Below are 16802 nucleotides of genomic sequence, written 5' to 3' on the forward strand. Positions count from 1 at the left end.
TTTTAACTTAACATCAGTTAAATAAATTGTGACGGGACTATGGACTTAAAGCGTTCGGTAAACTGTCCATTCCAATAGGGATAATAAGGATAAGGCGGATAGACCGCACTGACCTGATTTAAACGTTCGGTCTGTTCAATCGACAGTTGAATATCCTTGGCAACAAGATTGTCTTGCAGTTGGGTTTGATTACGCGCACCAATCAATACACTGGATACCGTTGGGCGCTGTAATAACCAATTTAAGGCAATTTGCGGAATCGTATAGCCAGTTTCAACTACAATCTGCTTTAGCACGTCAATCACAGCATAGAGATGCGCTTCATTCACTGGTGGCGCAAATTGCGCTGTATCATGTAAACGGCTCTGTGCTGGAATCGGATTCTCCCGATCAAATTTACCCGTCAATCGGCCCCAACCTAAAGGACTCCATACCACCGCACCAATTTGTTGGTCATCATTTAAGGGCATCAGCTCCCATTCATAATCACGACCGATCAATGAGTAATAAACCTGATTGACCACAAACTTTTCATAGCCATATTGCTCAGCAATGGCCTGCGCCTTCATCAGTTGCCAACCTGCAAAATTCGAAGCACCGATGTAACGTACCTTGCCACTACGGACCAGTTCATCAAGTGTTTTCATTAACTGAGGCAATGCAGTAAAACTATCAAACTGATGCAGCTGTAATACATCAATATAATCCGTTCCCAATCGAGTTAAGGACTGTTCAACTGCGGACAATAAATAATGTCGACTAAATCCTGCATCATTTAGATGCTCTGAACTACGAATACCGATTTTGGTCGAAATAATAGTATGCTGCCGTTCTGATGCAAGTGCCTTACCCAGCATTCGTTCAGACTCTCCATCTGAATACACATCTGCTGTATCAAAATAATTAATGCCTGCATCTAAACCAGCGCGAATCATCTGATTGGCCTCAGTTTGGCTGGCTTGTCCCCAAGCAGCAAAGATTTGTCCCTGCCCACCCAAGGTCCCTGCACCAAATCCCAACTCTGAAACCTTTAAACCCGAGTTTCCTAAAAAATGATATTTCATGATCTGTCTCTTAAACATATGATGGCTTAGATACAAAAATACCCCTAGGGATTTGTTGGAAAAACCACGATAATCAAGAAATACTTTTCTGATTTTATTGATAATGAATACAGAAGATTTTGAGTTTTTTATTCGAGTGGCAGACTTAGGCTCAATCAGTAAAGCCGCTCAGGACGCTAATATTTCAGTGTCAGTTGCCAGTCAGAAATTGCAGCGCTTAGAACAAAACCTACAATTGCGCTTGTTTCATCGCACCACGCGGAAACTGACCTTAACCGATGAAGGTCGTGTTTTGCTTGAACATGGTCGACATTGGATTGCTAATTTTATTCACTTGCAAGAATCATTAAAGCTTAAAGATCGGCCGCTCACAGGTACACTTCGGATTACCACCTCCGCGACCTTTGGCACAAAAGTTTTGATGCCTGTGATTGCCGAGTTTGCACTATTGCATCCTGAACTGAAAATTCATTTAGATCTGAATGATCAAAACATCGATCTTATTCAGCAAGGTATGGACTTGGCCATTCGCATTGGTCAGTTAAAAAGCTCAAGCTTGATTGCCAAACGGTTGAGTACAAATCAACGTTTACTCTGTGCTTCTCCCGCCTATTTACAACAATATGGTGTGCCAACAACCTTGTCCGATCTGAAGTTACATCGTTGTATCTTGCAACAGCATGGCCATGGTCTGACCGATCAATGGCATTTGATCAATGCAGAAGGTCAAGTGGAACAGGTTCATGTCGAGGGATATTTTGCAACCAACTCAGGTGAAGGCGTTCGGCAAGCGGCCTTAGCAGGTCTTGGCATTTCCAATCATTCGATCTGGCATGTGGCTGAAGATCTCGCTTCAGGAAGATTAGTACAAGTTCTACCTGACTATCCTGTTGAAGCTACGGCAATTTATGCAGTATTTCCGCATCGGGAGCTGATGGCGCCAAAAGTACAACGCTTCTTGGATTATTTAGTCGATTACTTTCAGCAGCGTGAATGATGAAAAATTAGTACGTCAGACTAATCTTCACCTTGCAATATTGATTAGGATACCCCTGCAAAACCATGAAACATCCATTGCACGCCCCATGCAAGCAGCATGAAAAAAACAAGGATGAGGCAAAGTTCTAATTTTTTCATATCACCGATGGTTTAAAGCTTTCCCAAATCCCTTTCTGCCCCTCTTTAAGATGTGGTGTCTGTCCCAATTTAATCCACGGCATATTCTCGCCATGAAAATCACTGCCGATCGAAACAGCTAAATCAAACTGTTGAATCATACGATCGACCATTTGACGTGTCGAAGCAGGTTCGATACTTGGTGGTAGTTCCACAGCATCGCCACCTGATTCAGCAAATAGTTCAATCAAATAACGGATATTGGTGGCAGACAGGTCATAACGGGTCGGATGAGCAAGCACGGCGAAACCCTGACTGGCATGAATCACATCAATGGTTTCTTTTAAACCCATCCCCTCAAATTTAACAAAGGCTTTTTTACCTTCTTTCAGAAAACGGTCAAAAGCCTGCTGTGGGCGACTGACAATATTCTTTTCGACTAAAGCTTTGGCAATATGGGTTCGAGTGACACGATCTGCTTCCCCCTCCACTTGGGCAATCACATCAGGATAGATATCAAAATCGATACATTTTTCTAAGAGCTGACAAATCACTTTTGCCCGTTCGGCACGGACTTTTTTCTGTTGTTCCAGCATCGCCTTGATCGGTGCTTCATCTTGCATATTCAGGGCAACGATATGTACGCCATAACTCTTCTTGGTATTTGCTCGAGACCATTGACTAGAAATTTCCACACCAGAAATGATTTTAATATCATGAGCTTGTGCATAGTCTTGCGCACGCCCCAAGCCATCCATAGTGTCATGATCTGTCACGGCAAGGGTGTGGATTTTTAAATCAACAGCAGCCTGTACCAGTTGCTCAGGAGAGAAGGTACCATCGGAAATGAGTGTATGTGTGTGTAAATCGACACCGAACATGGTTTGTATTATGCTATCTGACCTATTTCATCATCGTACTGTAACATGAAAGCGTTGCTCGACTATCTTCCAATTATTATCTTCTTTTATTTCTATAAAACCACTGATCCTAAAGATAGTCATCATCCTTTGCTACAGTTGGTGGGTAGCTCTGGAAATCTCGATCAAAATCATATCCTTGTTGCAACATGTGCGCTACTCATTTCAACCTTAGTGGTTTATGGCTGTTTGTTCTTTTTCCAAAAATTTAAATTGGAAAAAATGCAGTGGTTTATTGTCGTCATGTCGGTCGTTTTTGGTGGAATTACCCTGATCTTTAGTGATGTGACCTATATTAAAATGAAGGCGATCATCATCAATATCGGTATCGGATTAGGCTTTCTGGTTACGCCACTATTCAATAAAGAACGTATGCCAATTATCCAAAAACTTTTAGGCTCGTTGTTAGAGCTCAGCCCTAAAGGTTGGTTAAAGTTGAACTGGGCATGGTGTGGTCAATTCTTTTTACTTGCGGCTTTGCATTTCTTCTTTGGTTTTGTCTACATGCAAGGAAAATATTGGGGCGAATTCACTGCTTTTGGCGATATTATCGTTTCTATCAGTTACCTAGCTGCTATACTGTTTTTCTTAAGAAAGCATTTTAAAACCACTGAATAGATTTTAAATCATCGAGCTACTGCCATGCCATATTTTGTGCTGACTTGTACTGATCGCGAAGGTACTTTGGAAAAACGTTTAGCCACCCGCCCACAACATATTGAACGTCTACAAAAGTTAGATGATGAAGGACGTTTAATTGCGGCTGGTGCGCATCCGAAAGATCCAAATGATCCACAAGCTGGTTTTTTGGGCAGTACCATCATTGTCGAGTTTGATAGTCGTGAATCCTTAGATGCTTGGATTCAGGAAGAGCCATTTTTAAAAGAAGGGATTTACTCAAATATTGAGGTAAAACCTTTCAACAAAGCTTTTCCAAAAGGGTAAATCATGCAAGTTGTCTTAAAAAGCGTATTGGCTTTATGTTTATTTAGTTCTCCTGCATGGGCAGTTGAGCCAGCAACACCTGCGGCTCCAGCAGCCAACACAACCCCAGTGCAACCCAATGCCACAACTGCTGCGCCAACCAATGCAACCACAGCAGTAGCCAAACCTTTGACCGCTGAACAAATTGCCAAAGCCAAACAGCAGCAAGATGCAAAAGTCAAAGCCATGATTCAAGATCAAGCCAGCCGCTTGAAGCAACTGGAACATGCCAATTTAGAAGCACTTTCGCAGAACCAAGAATTACAGTTAAAAAATGACAACCTGACCGTACAAGTTCAAGTATTACAAAGTGAACGCAGTGCGCAAATGTTTTTATATGGCGCAATGACCATTGCTGTGGGTGTCATTCTCGGCTTCTTAATTGCCAGTTATGTTCACACTAAACGTCGTCGTCAGTGGTAAATCCCAACATTTTATTTATGTCTCAATCTGCAAAATTACAAACAGCCGAATTAGACTGGGAACTGGTCGATGGTATCGAAGTTCCCATTTCTAAACAGTTTGGCGATGTCTACTTTTCCAAAGATAACGGTTTACTTGAAACACGCCATGTGTTTTTAAATGGTAATGACCTAACTGAACGCCTATCAGAACTAAAAGATTTTCAATACTTTTGTGTTGGCGAAACAGGTTTTGGTACGGGCTTAAACATTCTGACCCTGTGGCAACTTTGGCAGCAGGTTCGTCCAGATAATCACAGCCACTTACATACCATCAGTGTTGAAAAATTTCCACTCAATAAAGCTGATCTGATTCGTGCACTGAATGTCTGGCCTGAACTTAAGCCACTTGCAGAACAGCTGATTCAACAATATCCCCTGCCTATCGCAGGCTGCCATCGCTTAAGTTTTCCTGAAGAACGTTTTAGTATTGATTTATGGTTGGGTGATGCTCAGGATATTTTTCCAAGTATCCCGAAGACTCAAGCCGTGAATGCATGGTTTCTCGATGGTTTTGCTCCATCATGCAATCCAGATATGTGGCAGGAAAATGTACTCAATCACATCGTGCGTTTATCTGAGTTTGGAACGACCTTTGCGTCCTTTAGTGTTGCCGGTGTGCTGAAACGTGGACTGAAACAACATGGTGTGCAGATTAGCCGTCCACGTGGTTTCGGTCATAAACGTGAAATGTTAAAAGCTATTTGGTCTGATTCGTCACAAGCGCTAACCGATTCTACTGATGCAGCACCAGAAATTAAGGTTCAATCTAAACTAGCACCAACGGCTTCCAATTCAAGACCTCGTCAAATTGCCATCATTGGCGCTGGAATCGCAGGTTTAAGCACAGCATGGGCATTTGCTCAACGTGGTCATCAAGTCACGATCTACGAGCAAAATGAGCCTCTCTCCGGGGCATCAGGCAACCCCCTTGCGCTACTCAATCCTAAGCTGTGTTCAATTGAACAGGCACATGAACATTTGATGACCTTAAGCTGGCAACATGCATTGAATTTTTATCCTAGATTCAAAGCATTTAGACCCATTCAAGTCCAACAAATGGCTTTAAAAAATGCGGATGAATTACTCAGCTTATCGGAACAGTATCCTTCGGGCGTGTTATCCACTCAAGATCAGCAAGATGCAATACCTGAAACTGATTATCCAAGCTTGACGCTACATCAGGCTGGTGCAGTTTCTCCACAGCAACTGCGTGATGAAATTTTGCACCATCCGAATATCAAAATCGAAAAGGCAAAAATTTCTCGCTTAAATAGCGCAGACAACCAAACAGAGCTTTGGCAAGATCAACAGCTCATCGCAACAGCCGATGATGTGATTGTGTGTTGTGCCAAGCAAAGTGCTGAGCTGTTTGAAAACTACCCCGTGTTAAAACCAATTCGTGGACAAGTCAGCTGGGTTGAGAATCGCGAGCACGCTTTAGCTCTAGATCAAGCCTATAGTTATGGCGGTTATTGTATGCAACTGGATGCCGCTCAATTGATTCTAGGTGCATCTTTTTATCCCAATCGAGACGATGTTGAAGTTTTAGCAGAAGATCATGTGCATAACTACGAACTTATCCACAGTGTCTTCCCTGAATATGCGCAACAGCTTCCATCCACTGAAACATGGCAAGGCCGTGCATCTGTGCGTGCACAAAGTCTGGATTACTTTCCTCTAGTTGGAAAAATGCAAAATCACCAGCAAATCTATACTTTTGCAGGTTTAGGTTCAAAGGGATTCTTGTTTGCGCCGTTGTGTAGCGAAGTATTAGCGGCTTTAGTACTCGGAGAACTTTGTCCAATTCCACAATCATTATTGGATAAACTCAATCCACAGCGTTTTCAAAAGAAGATTAAAGCAAAAAAACCGTATTATTCTGGTTAAATATCTTTTAATTTTAAAATAACTGACATCTAAAATTTTGAATTGGCCAAAATACAGCTGTATTTTGGCCAATCTTTTGAGTGCTTTAAGCGCCTTGTTCTAAAGGCAAGCCTGCATCACGCGCTGCGCGTGTGCCACCCATTAACACAACATATTCACGAGAACCATCCATACCGTCTAACAGTTCTGCTGCACGCGGTGCTTTACTTCCGCCACCACATAAAATATAAATCGGCTGATCCGCTGCAACTTGAGTCAAACTATCCGCAGTGATATCAGTAATTGGACGATTCACCGCCCCTTTAACATGAGCCTCTGTATACGCTTTGGTATCTCGGACATCCCAGATGACAGCGCCTTCTGGGAACTCAAATGTTGTAATTTCTTGTTTACGGATCATTGTGCACTCCTTTGATGTAAACAACACTTGGCAAATGAAGAAAACCCCCTTAGCATCTCAAATATTCTTTCCCTTTGTAAAGGTCTAACCATGCCTTCTTTTGATATTGTTTCTGAATTAGAGTTATTTGAAGTTAATCACGCTGTACAAAATACAGAAAAAGAGATCGCAACACGTTTTGACTTTCGTGGACAAGACGTTTCAATTGAGTTAAATGAGAAAAATAAAGAAATCAAAATCTCAACTGAAAGCGATTTCCAATGTGAGCAAGTTTATACCATGCTCGAAAATCACTTCTATAAACGTAAAATTGATGTACAAGCTTTAGATCCGCAAAAAGCCACAGCTTCTGGTAAAAATGTGGTGCAAGTGATCAAGCTGAAAGATGGACTTGACTCAGATACTGCAAAAAAAATTAATAAAGCCATTAAAGAAAGTGGCATCAAAGCGCAATCTTCTATCCAAGGAGACAAAATCCGTGTCACGGATAAAAAGCGCGATACTTTGCAACAAGTCATGAACTTTTTACGTGAACAACAATTTGGTCTGCCACTGCAATTTAATAATTTCAAAGATTAAGCAATAGGTTCACTATGGCAAAAGATAACCGCCTTTATAAGCTGGTTAAAACCACGTCTAAATTTCCGAAAGGAATCCGTAGCACGCTCTGGAGCAAAGCTTTTGGTCGTGTGGTTCCGATGGTTGGAACAGCAAATATTCGCTATTTAGAAGTGGATAAAGACCATGTTACTGTTCGCATTGAAAACCAACGCAATATGCAGAATCATATTAAAGGCGTTCATGCTGCTGCGATGGCTTTATTATCTGAAACGGCAACGGGCTTTTTAACTGGTTTACATGTACCAGATGATCGAATTTTGTTGATCAAATCATTGCATGTTGACTATTTAAAAGTTGCTCAAGGCGGTTTAACAGCAACTGCAACATTATCAGCAGATCAACAAAAGTTTATTGCGGATAATGATAAAGGCGAGTTATTGGTGCCAGTGACCGTGATTGATGATGCAGGCAATCAACCAATCCAATGCCAAATGCTTTGGGCTTGGTTACCAAAACGTAAAAAATAATAACTGACCTAGACTATTCTAGTGACAGTATTAGCATCAGGATGCAAAGATCACTTTTTGTGTTCTGATGCTAAAAATGAAAAAAATACGTCTGCTTTCTCATTTTTTTATTGCGCTCAACCTCGCGACTTATTCTGCTCAAGTGCTCGCCGCTAATGCTTCGGCTTCGATCCCTTCCAAACAGATCCCATCTTTAGCTGAACAAAACAAGAAAATCGTGGTCGATTTTTATGAAGGTGTTTTCTTAAAACACCAAGTGAAACAATATGCCGATCGTTATATTGGGGATCAATATATTCAACATAATCCGAATGTACCTTACGGTAAGGCACCATTTGTAAACTTCTTTAGCCAAAAATTTAGCAATAACCCTCAGGCAAAGAATGTCATCAAGAAAGCAATTGCTGAAGGAGATTTAGTCGTCCTGCATGTGCATTCTACAGAGAATGACAGCGATCGAGGTCGAGCGATTATTGATATATTCCGTGTAGAAAATGGAAAAATTGTAGAGCATTGGGATGTCATACAAAATATTCCTGAAAAGAGCCAGAATTCCAATACCATGTTCTAAACAGCACACAAAAAAATAAAGCCCAAACTGATTTGGGCTTTATTTTTTAAATACTTAAATAAATTTTTCAATGATCAGCATCAGCTCTTGCAAATATTCTGCATCAATCTGATCAAATTGATTCAGTTCATCACTATCAATATCCAACACGCCCACACACTCCCCTGCCTTCATAATCGGTAAAACAATTTCCGATTTTGATGCAGAACTACAAGCAATATGTCCTGGGAACTGATCCACATCAGGTACCACAATCACTTGCTGCTGTTGCCATGCCGCACCACATACGCCGCGGCCTTTGCCAATACGGGTACAGGCAATTGGGCCTTGGAATGGACCTAACACCAATTCATTGTCTTTGACTAAATAAAAACCAATCCAAAACCAGCCAAATTGCTGTTTTAACGCCGCGCAGATATTGGCGAGATTGGCAATCACATCGCTTTCATCTTCAACAATTGCCTGAATCTGAGGGAGGATACTTTGATATTGCTCAGCCTTATGGCCTTGCTGCAAAACTAATTCTTCTGCCATGCTTCATTCCAAATCAAAAATAGTCTTGGCTTCATTCACTCGATAAAAGAGAACTTAGCTTGCTGCAAATGCCTGTTTAATCTCTTCTGAGATCAAACGTTTCTTGCCATTCACATCCACCGCAACAAAGGTAAATACGCCTTCGGTAATACGTACTGGTTCACGAGAATCATCATGACTGTTCCATACCTCAATTTGGACTTGTACTGAACTACTGCCAACTTTCAAAATTTTGGTATAACAGCTAATCACATTCCCGACCTTAACAGGTACCAAAAAGGTCATCTGATTAATCGCAATCGTCGCACAACGACCTTTACTAAAACGTTCAACATGAATCGCTCCTGCGAGATCCATCTGAGAGACAATCCAGCCGCCAAAAACATCACCACTCCAATTGGTATCTGCGGGCATGGCAATGTTTTGTAGTGATAAAGTCCCTTCTGGATGAGTTGGGCGTTCGCTCATGTTAATGTCCTTGGTGTTGCTGTAATTGCTGGTCTAGCCATTGTTGTAACTCGGGTGCACGTAATGCCCCGCTGATTCTCGCTAATTCCGTGGTTTTATTCATCAAGACCAAAGTCGGAATACTCCGCACATTAAATGCAGCACTTAAACGTGGATTGGCTTCGGTATCAATTTTGGCAAAAACCACATAGGGATTTTGCTTAGCGACCTGAGCAAAGTGAGGTGCCATCATTTTACAAGGACCACACCATTCTGCCCATAGATCAATCAGTACGGGCAAATCTGAATTACTGATAAAATTACTAAAGTTCTGTTCATTCAGTTCAATCGGCTCTAAAGGCAATAACGCTTTATGGCATTGTCCACAGTTAGGATGAACTGCTAATTTTTCTTCGGGTACGCGATTTTTTGCACCACATGATGCACAGACAATAATCATCTACATCACTCCAATATGTTGATGTAAAAATTCTAATTGGGTTGTGACTGCTTTTTCAAACCAAGAACCATGATAAACATCAAAATGTTTCATTTCCCACTCATGATAGCTCACAAATGGCGCAATATTGGTCGCAGCTTCTCGACTCGATTCAATTGGAATCAGGGAGTCATGCTTGGCGGCAATAAATAAAACAGGGATATTAATTTTCCGTACAAACTGAATCGGTCGATAACGCATCAAATTAAAGAACACCCGTGCAGGAACTTCCCCACTCCAGTAATAATCTGGATTTACAATCGAGTGATATCCGTAGTAACTATCTGAAGTCGGTAGGAAACACAGTCGATATTGATCGACCACAGGTAAGGTTTTAGGTACCAAGCCCATCTTAGAGCCCATATAATCCTGACTGGAACGCTTTAATGCTTCGGGATAACGTTGCAAAGGGTAAAGCTTGGCCGTTTCAGCCCCATCAACATAGGGGACTTGTACCATGACCGCCTGAATGTTTTTCAGGTCTGTTGCTAAACTTAAGGCATATCCACCACTAAGCGAGGTTCCCCATAAAATAATCCGTCGACTATCAATCAGCTTGCAATTCGAAGCATATTGAACCATGGTTTTCCAGTCATCAAGCTGGGCACTGAGTGAAACCAATTCACGTGGTTTCCCTGTACTGCCGCCCCAATAACGATAATCAAATAAAATGACTGCATAACCTGCTTGGGCAAAACGCTGTGCATATTGAACCAGTTTAAATTGACGCAAACCTGCAAAGCCGTGCGCCATGATAATCACAGCAGCTTTGGTATTGGCTTTAGGTAAATAGAAATCCGCAGCGATGGTTTCATCACCACTTGCAACATACAACGGCTCAACGGTATAGGTATGCATGCGCGCTCCATTGCCTTATCTTTTAATTATCATCACTTATTTACTATAGACATTTAAACTCAAGATCGAGCTTAATGCTATGATAGAGCATAAAATGTTTTGTTTGTTTTTGGAGTGACAAGATGACAGAGAATGTTGGTTTTGCAGGTCAAATCGGCCCTGAGCATGTTGAGCAAGTGGTTGAAAAAGGATTTAAATCGATTATTAATAACCGTCCAGATCTGGAAGGTGGTCCTGAACAACCTACAAGTGCCCAAATCGAAGAGTCTGCGCGCAGTGCAGGTCTAGACTATGTCTATCAACCGGTTGTTGCTGGGCAAATCACTGAACTCGATGTCCGTACATTCGCCAATCATTATAATGAACTGCCAAAACCAATTTTAATGTTCTGTCGTACCGGTAACCGTTCAAATAATTTATATCAGATTGCTAAACAAATGGATTTACTGGACGACTAAATTCATTACATTTTATTACCTGATCCAAATAGTGAAACCTTTCTATTTATAAGATGATGGTTCTTTTTCAATAGATCAAGAACCATGTCAAAACTCGCCATTGTCCTGTTATGTATCCTCTCTATCTCAGCTTGTAGCTCTTTCCAAGTTCGCCCGACAGCGACGGTGAGTGTGGGTACAAGTTTATAAAAAAACAGCACCGAAGTGCTGTTTTTTTATTCTTATTTTTTTAGTCAGAACATGTCATTGACTGAGTATTGTAAGGACTGATTTCATTAGGTGCATAACTACCATCCGTAGCAAAATCAGACTTCAATGCAGGTAAAGTAAAATTGGTATAGCCACGAACTGGGGTTTGCGCAAGAGTTGCTTTTGCACCAATTTGGACATTCAACCAATGTGCATTTGCTTTAGGGTATTCAATTTGGAAGTCAAAACGCCCATAGTTATCTGTGCGGTAAGTAGCTGTTGCAGGATGATTTGCGTCACTACCTATCAAACGGACAACACGTAAAGCTTTACCATTTGCTACCCATGAAGTAGAAGCTGGATTAATTGCACAACCGTATACTGTATTATTTGTTGTACCTAAATCTGGAGTAGCTCCACTTAATGCATAGTAATCATCTCCAGGCTTAACCCAAGCTTTTAAATCATTAAATGGATATTCACCTTTTAGTTTGAATGGCGTTACTGTTCGATCCCAAGGATCTTTTTGAATAGCAAACAACCATTTACCTAATGAATATGATGTCGGACGAGTGTCTAATACAACATCCTGATTTGCGACAGGTTTACCATCTACATCTAATAATTGAACCGAACCTTCTAAGGTATAATAAATACCATTATTGGTTGAACCTATTTGTGTTGGATTCACATTAACATCAATTGAGCCAATCGTTACAGGAACCTCTGATGGGACAACATCTACTGTATAACTTTGACGACGTTCAGTATTCTGAGTATCTTTTACTACAGCTTCAACAACTAGATCATTCGTTACAAAATCATAACCAGTTGCACGTAAAGACTCGTCTATTACTACAGTAAATTTCACCCAACCATTTGTATCACTCTCAAGCGTCGAGGCTCCCTTAATATACGCTCCATTTTGTTGGTAAGCTGGAATTGTTAAGGTAACCGCCTTGCCTGATTGGCTTGAGCCATTCATATCAGTAACAAGGACTGAAACATCTACAGCATCACCACGAACATTTAACTTATCTTTAGATGCCTTAATTTTTAAATCAAGTTGTGGCGCTAGGGCTGTCGGTGTATGAACTTGAAGCTGTGAATTCTGTGAAACCGCCACACCATTTTCATTAGTATGAGTTGCCGTCAGTACAATATTTGGAATTGGAGACACTAAACCAGCAACTGCTTTCATTGAAAGTTCAAATACAGCCTCACCAAACTCATTCGTCACAATCTGTGATGATCCTTTAATTGAAGTAGCCGTTCTAGGGTCAGCAATAGATAAAGTTACAGGTTGATTTGCAACCCCACCCTGATTGCTATCTAATAATTTCACCGTGACTAATGCAGTATCTCCTGCAGAGCTAAGTGACACGCGATTACTATCAATTGTTAAATGATATGGATTGATTGCATCCTGAACAGTGAACGTTAAATTCGTTGGGATTTCATTACCACGAGGGTCGCGAATTATTCCTGTCACTACAATGGAGCTTAATGTTGCTGAACTTACCCCTTTAGGGATAATCAAATCTACTGCAACTGAACCATTTGCTTGTATAACTACAGCTTCGCTGGATAATTTTACGCCAGCGGCAGTCGCTTCTGAATTGAGACTTAAACGCATTGGAATGCCTGCTGCAGTATTAAGCCCCATTTCATCTTTAACAGAAGCATAAACTTTTACAGTTTGTCCCGCAGTTACTGTTTTTACATCAGCTACCAAACGTGGATTTAATGAATTTGCAGGCGCAGTAATACCAATTGAACTAGTTTGTTGTAGGCGATCACCATTATTCAAGTTGGTACCAACAATGGCAAAAATAATGCCATTTTTGATCAGGCTCTCATCATATTTACCTTCAGAAACAGTGACAGTAAATTCAGCTTCGCCTTTACTATTAGTTGTTGTTGGTACGCCACTTAATGACACACGACTAGAAACTAGAGAAGATAAAGCAACTGTGATTGGTGTATTCGGAATTGCATTACCTGCCGCATCTTTTGCGATTACTTTAACTCGCGTTTCACCACCTAAAACTGAAAGATTCGGATTTACAGAAGTAATTTCTAGATTGGCCAAATCTTGAAGTACTACAGTAGGTTTAGATAACTCAATTTTCTGTACAGCGGAATATTGTGTACCATCTGGACGTTTCCCCACAATTGCAACTGTCAAATCATTTGCATCTAAATTATCTATTTGAGTTGCTGTTTTTGGATCAATATTAATCTGGAATGTTGCCTTACCATTGCTATCAGTGACCTTTGAAGTCGGTGTGAGAAGTGTCACGCCATTTGGCAAAGCTGCTTCATTTAAGCCAATTCCAACGACTTGGCCTGGCAATACATTACCATCTATATCTTTAGCATCTACTGTAATGGTAATTACTTTTGCCGTACCATTTAAAGTTACAGCATAATTAGATATAGCTACATTCAAGTAATCCAATACTTTTGGCAATGAAGTAAACTTAATCCCAACTTTATCTATTTTATTTGTAATTGCTGAACTCACAGTAAATTCCACACCAGAGTGTGCTAATACTGCCTGCTCTGGCGTGCCATCATATTTATAACTATATGTAAAGGTCACATAACCTTCCGCATCTGTTATCTGCTCAGCTTGGCTCACTAAGCTCAACTGCAACGTTTTCATGTCAGCGTTCGATAGTGATGGCGTAATATTTACACGTGCGTTAACTAAAGGATTACCTTTATTGTCTAATGCCTTGGTTCTAACCACGATATTTTGATTCTGTACAGAACTATATGCATTTACAATTGGATCAATCATCAACTGTTCAACTTTGCTATCCACTTCAGCATCAACAGTTAAAGCAGATAACTCAATATGTCTCGAAACAGATTTCGTATCTGCTCCAGTAGGAGTAATCTTTATATCAATACCTTGCATTAAAGTATTAAAATCGCTTTGATTTTGAGGTTTAACTTTTAAATTGAATATAGCAGTACCATTACTGTCAGTTGTAACCTTTGTTGGCGATCCATATGACACTCCTTTTGTGAGTGAAATACTATCTGTTACGCTTAAACCAACTTCTTGATTAGTTAAGGCATTACCTTGTTTATTAACTGCTTTTACTCTTACTGTAATTAATTTTTCAACACCTAAAACAATAGATTTAACACCATCCGTATCAACTGATAGATAATCAAGTTCTGGTAAATCACGTGTAGCAAAATTTAACTTAACTGCTTGCGTCTTTGCTGAATCAGAAATAGAAGAAAACGTTAAAAGAATCCCTTCATTTGCAGCATTTTGTTGCTCTGGTTTTGTATTATATTTATATTCAAAAGTATAAGTAGTATAACCTGTATCATCAGTTTGTTTCTCAGCCTGATCCTTCAAGCTCAAACCTAAACTTTGTAACTGTTCGTTTGAGGAGTTGAAAAGAATTTTCTCATTCTTTAAAGGGCTACCTTTAATACCAATAGCTTTTACCTTAACTGTAATTGTTTGATCTTTTTTTGGATCAAATGATTCAAGAATAGGATCTATCTGCAAATATTGTAGGGCCTCTGTCGAAATTGCTGCATCCTCTACAGAAATTTCTATTTTATTCTCAACATTATTACCAGCCTTAAATGTTGCAATAATTCCAGCATTCACTAGCGCATCGATTGTCTTTTGCGTCGGTTTTGGGACTGAAGTAATTGTTTTTAATTTAAAGGTAACAAAGCCATTTTCATTTATATCTCGAGTTGCAGCGCCTTCAAATGTTACCCCATTCGATTGAGCTTCCGAATTTAAACTTAGTGTTATTTTACCCTTTGAAGCTCCTAATCCTTTAAAGTTAACTGCTTTGACTTTAACTTCAACAACACCATCAACGGCATTAACTTTATATGATGACGCAACTTCTAACCGTTGAATCGCCTCTTGATCTTCTACTGTTTCGTCTGCAGTTACAACTTGAACGGTTGCCTTACCATTAATATTCTGACTATTTTCAGTATAAGTAGCTGTAAGCTCAATTCCATGTTGAGCCAAGGCGATTGGGTAATCTGAATTACTAGTTAGCGTAAATTCTGCATAACCCTGTGTATTGGTTATAGCTTCTATCTTATCAAGTTTCACACCATAAGAATCTGCAATAGCATCAACAGCTAACTTTACTTTAGTATTTGATAAAACATCACCATTACTATTTTTAGCAAAGACACGAACTTTGGCCGTACCTGCTTTTGCTTTAATTGAAGCTTCTGGCGTAATAACCTCTAAAACATTAACAATTTTAGAAGTATCTTTAAAAGTTAAAGAAGTCACCTCTTGCTTTTCGGCACGATTTTCATCAATCAGTTTAAACGTGAGTTTCTGTGAACTTCCAATAAATGCTGAAATATCACCAGCTGTAAGTCCCGCATTTGGAATTATTTTGAAAGTTGCTTTACCTTGCGAATCAGTTGTAATAGATGAACCAGGCTCTATAGCAAACTTACCATTCATTTCCTGAGGAAGGCTTAACTCAATTGTCTGTCCTGCTTTTGCTCCACCTTTAGTATCCGTAACCACTACAGGAAGATCAACAGAACCATTTGGTAAATTTAGGGTCGCTCCCTGCGGAACACTTAGATTATAATCACTTACGATTGTAGTCGTTTTTTTAATATTTAAAGTATATGGAATAGAAATCTTGGTGCCATCAACAACAGCTGTGAGTTGAACCTTACCTGAGTCCGCTTGTAATACAGGAATATTCAGAGTAAAGACTGCAACACCGTTTGCATCAGATGTTACTTTAGAATTTGTGCTAGCTACACCTAATTTGTCAGAATCAGCAATGCTTAAACGAACATCTTTGCCAGCAACACCACCTTTATCGACATTCAGAACTTTAACGGCAACTTTAACCTGACTATTGTCCTGTGCAATTTGTAAAGTCTTGCCTTCTGTATCTTGCAATATAATATTAAGACTATCTGCTACTTTCGAAGTATCAGTTTCCGACTGATTGCCCCCTGTATTATTTCCATTACTATTATTATCCCCAGATGAATTATTATTTCCATAATATCCACCCCCTCCCCCTCCACAAGCAACCAATGCAACTGATGTTGCTAATACTGTTGTATTTACCCCGATTTTTTTTAAACCCTTGAAATATGTCATAACAATAATTTCCATCTTATTTAATATTTAGCCTTACAATACGATTAAGACTTTTGTACAAAAATTTACTCGAAATAATATATTTTATCAATTCGTAATACCAGCTTTATTCCTTAGGAAAGTGAACTGCTTAACATTAATATCTGTTATTTTTGTCTGAAAATTCCACGCCATAAAAAA

17 protein-coding genes are annotated in these 16802 nt (G+C 39.9%); 9 read left to right on the forward strand and 8 right to left on the reverse strand.

Annotation, left to right across the window (positions count from 1 at the left end; all coding sequences use genetic code 11):
* Nucleotides 1-17: 17 nt before the first annotated feature.
* A complete protein-coding gene (locus tag B2727_RS04840; RefSeq protein WP_033133762.1) occupies nucleotides 18-1064 on the reverse strand; it encodes an aldo/keto reductase in 1047 nt (348 codons plus the stop codon).
* A gap of 103 nt (nucleotides 1065-1167) precedes the next feature.
* On the opposite strand from B2727_RS04840, the gene B2727_RS04845 reads away from it, so the two are divergent.
* Nucleotides 1168-2061 (forward strand): LysR family transcriptional regulator, encoded by an 894-nt coding sequence (locus B2727_RS04845; RefSeq protein ID WP_033133761.1) that lies wholly within the window; start codon nucleotides 1168-1170, stop codon nucleotides 2059-2061.
* A 136-nt stretch (nucleotides 2062-2197) separates the two neighbouring features.
* Here the strand turns inward: B2727_RS04845 and B2727_RS04850 are convergent, their stop codons facing one another.
* A complete protein-coding gene (locus B2727_RS04850) occupies nucleotides 2198-3061 on the reverse strand; it encodes a PHP domain-containing protein (RefSeq protein WP_005184985.1) in 864 nt (287 codons plus the stop codon).
* A 45-nt stretch (nucleotides 3062-3106) separates the two neighbouring features.
* Between B2727_RS04850 and B2727_RS04855 the strand changes: the two genes are divergently transcribed.
* Genes B2727_RS04855 through mnmC form a run of 4 tightly spaced genes read left to right on the forward strand, consistent with a single transcriptional unit; the run spans nucleotide 3107 to nucleotide 6435 of the window.
* Nucleotides 3107-3718 (forward strand): septation protein IspZ, encoded by a 612-nt coding sequence (locus tag B2727_RS04855; protein WP_004804291.1) that lies wholly within the window; start codon nucleotides 3107-3109, stop codon nucleotides 3716-3718.
* A gap of 24 nt (nucleotides 3719-3742) precedes the next feature.
* Nucleotides 3743-4045 (forward strand): YciI family protein, encoded by a 303-nt coding sequence (locus tag B2727_RS04860; protein ID WP_033133760.1) that lies wholly within the window; start codon nucleotides 3743-3745, stop codon nucleotides 4043-4045.
* Nucleotides 4046-4048: 3 nt separating this feature from the next.
* Nucleotides 4049-4507 (forward strand): hypothetical protein, encoded by a 459-nt coding sequence (locus tag B2727_RS04865; protein ID WP_005184992.1) that lies wholly within the window; start codon nucleotides 4049-4051, stop codon nucleotides 4505-4507.
* Between the two features lie 17 nt (nucleotides 4508-4524).
* On the forward strand, nucleotides 4525-6435 hold the full coding sequence (gene mnmC, locus B2727_RS04870; RefSeq protein WP_033133759.1) for an FAD-dependent 5-carboxymethylaminomethyl-2-thiouridine(34) oxidoreductase MnmC: 1911 nt from the start codon (nucleotides 4525-4527) through the stop codon (nucleotides 6433-6435).
* 85 nt (nucleotides 6436-6520) lie between these two features.
* Here the strand turns inward: mnmC and B2727_RS04875 are convergent, their stop codons facing one another.
* Nucleotides 6521-6835, reverse strand: a complete 315-nt coding sequence (locus B2727_RS04875; protein WP_004804287.1) for a rhodanese-like domain-containing protein — start codon at nucleotides 6833-6835, stop codon at nucleotides 6521-6523.
* Between the two features lie 90 nt (nucleotides 6836-6925).
* Here B2727_RS04875 and B2727_RS04880 point away from each other — a divergent pair, with 90 nt between their 5' ends.
* The 3 genes from B2727_RS04880 (at nucleotide 6926) to B2727_RS04890 (ending at nucleotide 8494) form a co-directional block, all read left to right on the forward strand.
* A complete protein-coding gene (locus B2727_RS04880) occupies nucleotides 6926-7414 on the forward strand; it encodes a YajQ family cyclic di-GMP-binding protein (protein ID WP_004655922.1) in 489 nt (162 codons plus the stop codon).
* Nucleotides 7415-7428: 14 nt separating this feature from the next.
* Nucleotides 7429-7923 carry a DUF4442 domain-containing protein gene (locus B2727_RS04885; protein WP_005206791.1) on the forward strand — a complete coding sequence of 165 codons (495 nt, stop codon included), beginning with the start codon at nucleotides 7429-7431 and terminating at the stop codon, nucleotides 7921-7923.
* A 67-nt stretch (nucleotides 7924-7990) separates the two neighbouring features.
* Nucleotides 7991-8494, forward strand: coding sequence for a nuclear transport factor 2 family protein (locus B2727_RS04890; RefSeq protein WP_033133758.1), 504 nt, complete (start codon nucleotides 7991-7993; stop codon nucleotides 8492-8494).
* A gap of 54 nt (nucleotides 8495-8548) precedes the next feature.
* Here the strand turns inward: B2727_RS04890 and B2727_RS04895 are convergent, their stop codons facing one another.
* The 4 genes from B2727_RS04895 to B2727_RS04910 are packed head-to-tail and all read right to left on the reverse strand — an operon-like array spanning nucleotide 8549 to nucleotide 10832.
* Complete coding sequence (locus tag B2727_RS04895) at nucleotides 8549-9028, reverse strand: GAF domain-containing protein (protein WP_033133757.1); 480 nt, start codon at nucleotides 9026-9028, stop codon at nucleotides 8549-8551.
* Nucleotides 9029-9082: 54 nt separating this feature from the next.
* Entirely contained in the window at nucleotides 9083-9496 is a 414-nt protein-coding gene (locus tag B2727_RS04900) for an acyl-CoA thioesterase (protein WP_004655929.1), read from the reverse strand.
* Between the two features lies 1 nt (nucleotide 9497).
* Nucleotides 9498-9935 (reverse strand): thioredoxin TrxC, encoded by a 438-nt coding sequence (gene trxC, locus B2727_RS04905; protein WP_004655931.1) that lies wholly within the window; start codon nucleotides 9933-9935, stop codon nucleotides 9498-9500.
* On the reverse strand, nucleotides 9936-10832 hold the full coding sequence (locus tag B2727_RS04910; protein ID WP_033133756.1) for an alpha/beta hydrolase: 897 nt from the start codon (nucleotides 10830-10832) through the stop codon (nucleotides 9936-9938).
* 122 nt (nucleotides 10833-10954) lie between these two features.
* Here B2727_RS04910 and B2727_RS04915 point away from each other — a divergent pair, with 122 nt between their 5' ends.
* Nucleotides 10955-11290, forward strand: a complete 336-nt coding sequence (locus B2727_RS04915; RefSeq protein ID WP_004804274.1) for a TIGR01244 family sulfur transferase — start codon at nucleotides 10955-10957, stop codon at nucleotides 11288-11290.
* A 229-nt stretch (nucleotides 11291-11519) separates the two neighbouring features.
* On the opposite strand, the gene B2727_RS04920 is transcribed toward B2727_RS04915, so the two are convergent.
* A complete protein-coding gene (locus tag B2727_RS04920; protein WP_033133754.1) occupies nucleotides 11520-16622 on the reverse strand; it encodes an Ig-like domain-containing protein in 5103 nt (1700 codons plus the stop codon).
* Between the last annotated feature and the right edge of the window lie 180 nt (nucleotides 16623-16802).

Origin of the sequence: Acinetobacter sp. UBA991 (assembly GCF_002292065.1) — a bacterium.
Classification (GTDB): Bacteria; Pseudomonadota; Gammaproteobacteria; order Pseudomonadales; family Moraxellaceae; genus Acinetobacter; species Acinetobacter higginsii.

What these genes read in the sequence shown, in the direction of transcription:
- B2727_RS04840 (WP_033133762.1), bottom strand. Translation starts at nt 1,064, where the DNA reads ATGAAATATCATTTTTTAGGAAACTCGGGTTTAAAGGTTTCAGAGTTG.
- B2727_RS04845 (WP_033133761.1), top strand. Translation starts at nt 1,168, where the DNA reads ATGAATACAGAAGATTTTGAGTTTTTTATTCGAGTGGCAGACTTAGGC.
- B2727_RS04850 (WP_005184985.1), bottom strand. Translation starts at nt 3,061, where the DNA reads ATGTTCGGTGTCGATTTACACACACATACACTCATTTCCGATGGTACC.
- B2727_RS04855 (WP_004804291.1), top strand. Translation starts at nt 3,107, where the DNA reads ATGAAAGCGTTGCTCGACTATCTTCCAATTATTATCTTCTTTTATTTC.
- B2727_RS04860 (WP_033133760.1), top strand. Translation starts at nt 3,743, where the DNA reads ATGCCATATTTTGTGCTGACTTGTACTGATCGCGAAGGTACTTTGGAA.
- B2727_RS04865 (WP_005184992.1), top strand. Translation starts at nt 4,049, where the DNA reads ATGCAAGTTGTCTTAAAAAGCGTATTGGCTTTATGTTTATTTAGTTCT.
- mnmC (WP_033133759.1), top strand. Translation starts at nt 4,525, where the DNA reads ATGTCTCAATCTGCAAAATTACAAACAGCCGAATTAGACTGGGAACTG.
- B2727_RS04875 (WP_004804287.1), bottom strand. Translation starts at nt 6,835, where the DNA reads ATGATCCGTAAACAAGAAATTACAACATTTGAGTTCCCAGAAGGCGCT.
- B2727_RS04880 (WP_004655922.1), top strand. Translation starts at nt 6,926, where the DNA reads ATGCCTTCTTTTGATATTGTTTCTGAATTAGAGTTATTTGAAGTTAAT.
- B2727_RS04885 (WP_005206791.1), top strand. Translation starts at nt 7,429, where the DNA reads ATGGCAAAAGATAACCGCCTTTATAAGCTGGTTAAAACCACGTCTAAA.
- B2727_RS04890 (WP_033133758.1), top strand. Translation starts at nt 7,991, where the DNA reads ATGCTAAAAATGAAAAAAATACGTCTGCTTTCTCATTTTTTTATTGCG.
- B2727_RS04895 (WP_033133757.1), bottom strand. Translation starts at nt 9,028, where the DNA reads ATGGCAGAAGAATTAGTTTTGCAGCAAGGCCATAAGGCTGAGCAATAT.
- B2727_RS04900 (WP_004655929.1), bottom strand. Translation starts at nt 9,496, where the DNA reads ATGAGCGAACGCCCAACTCATCCAGAAGGGACTTTATCACTACAAAAC.
- trxC (WP_004655931.1), bottom strand. Translation starts at nt 9,935, where the DNA reads ATGATTATTGTCTGTGCATCATGTGGTGCAAAAAATCGCGTACCCGAA.
- B2727_RS04910 (WP_033133756.1), bottom strand. Translation starts at nt 10,832, where the DNA reads ATGCATACCTATACCGTTGAGCCGTTGTATGTTGCAAGTGGTGATGAA.
- B2727_RS04915 (WP_004804274.1), top strand. Translation starts at nt 10,955, where the DNA reads ATGACAGAGAATGTTGGTTTTGCAGGTCAAATCGGCCCTGAGCATGTT.
- B2727_RS04920 (WP_033133754.1), bottom strand. Translation starts at nt 16,622, where the DNA reads ATGACATATTTCAAGGGTTTAAAAAAAATCGGGGTAAATACAACAGTA.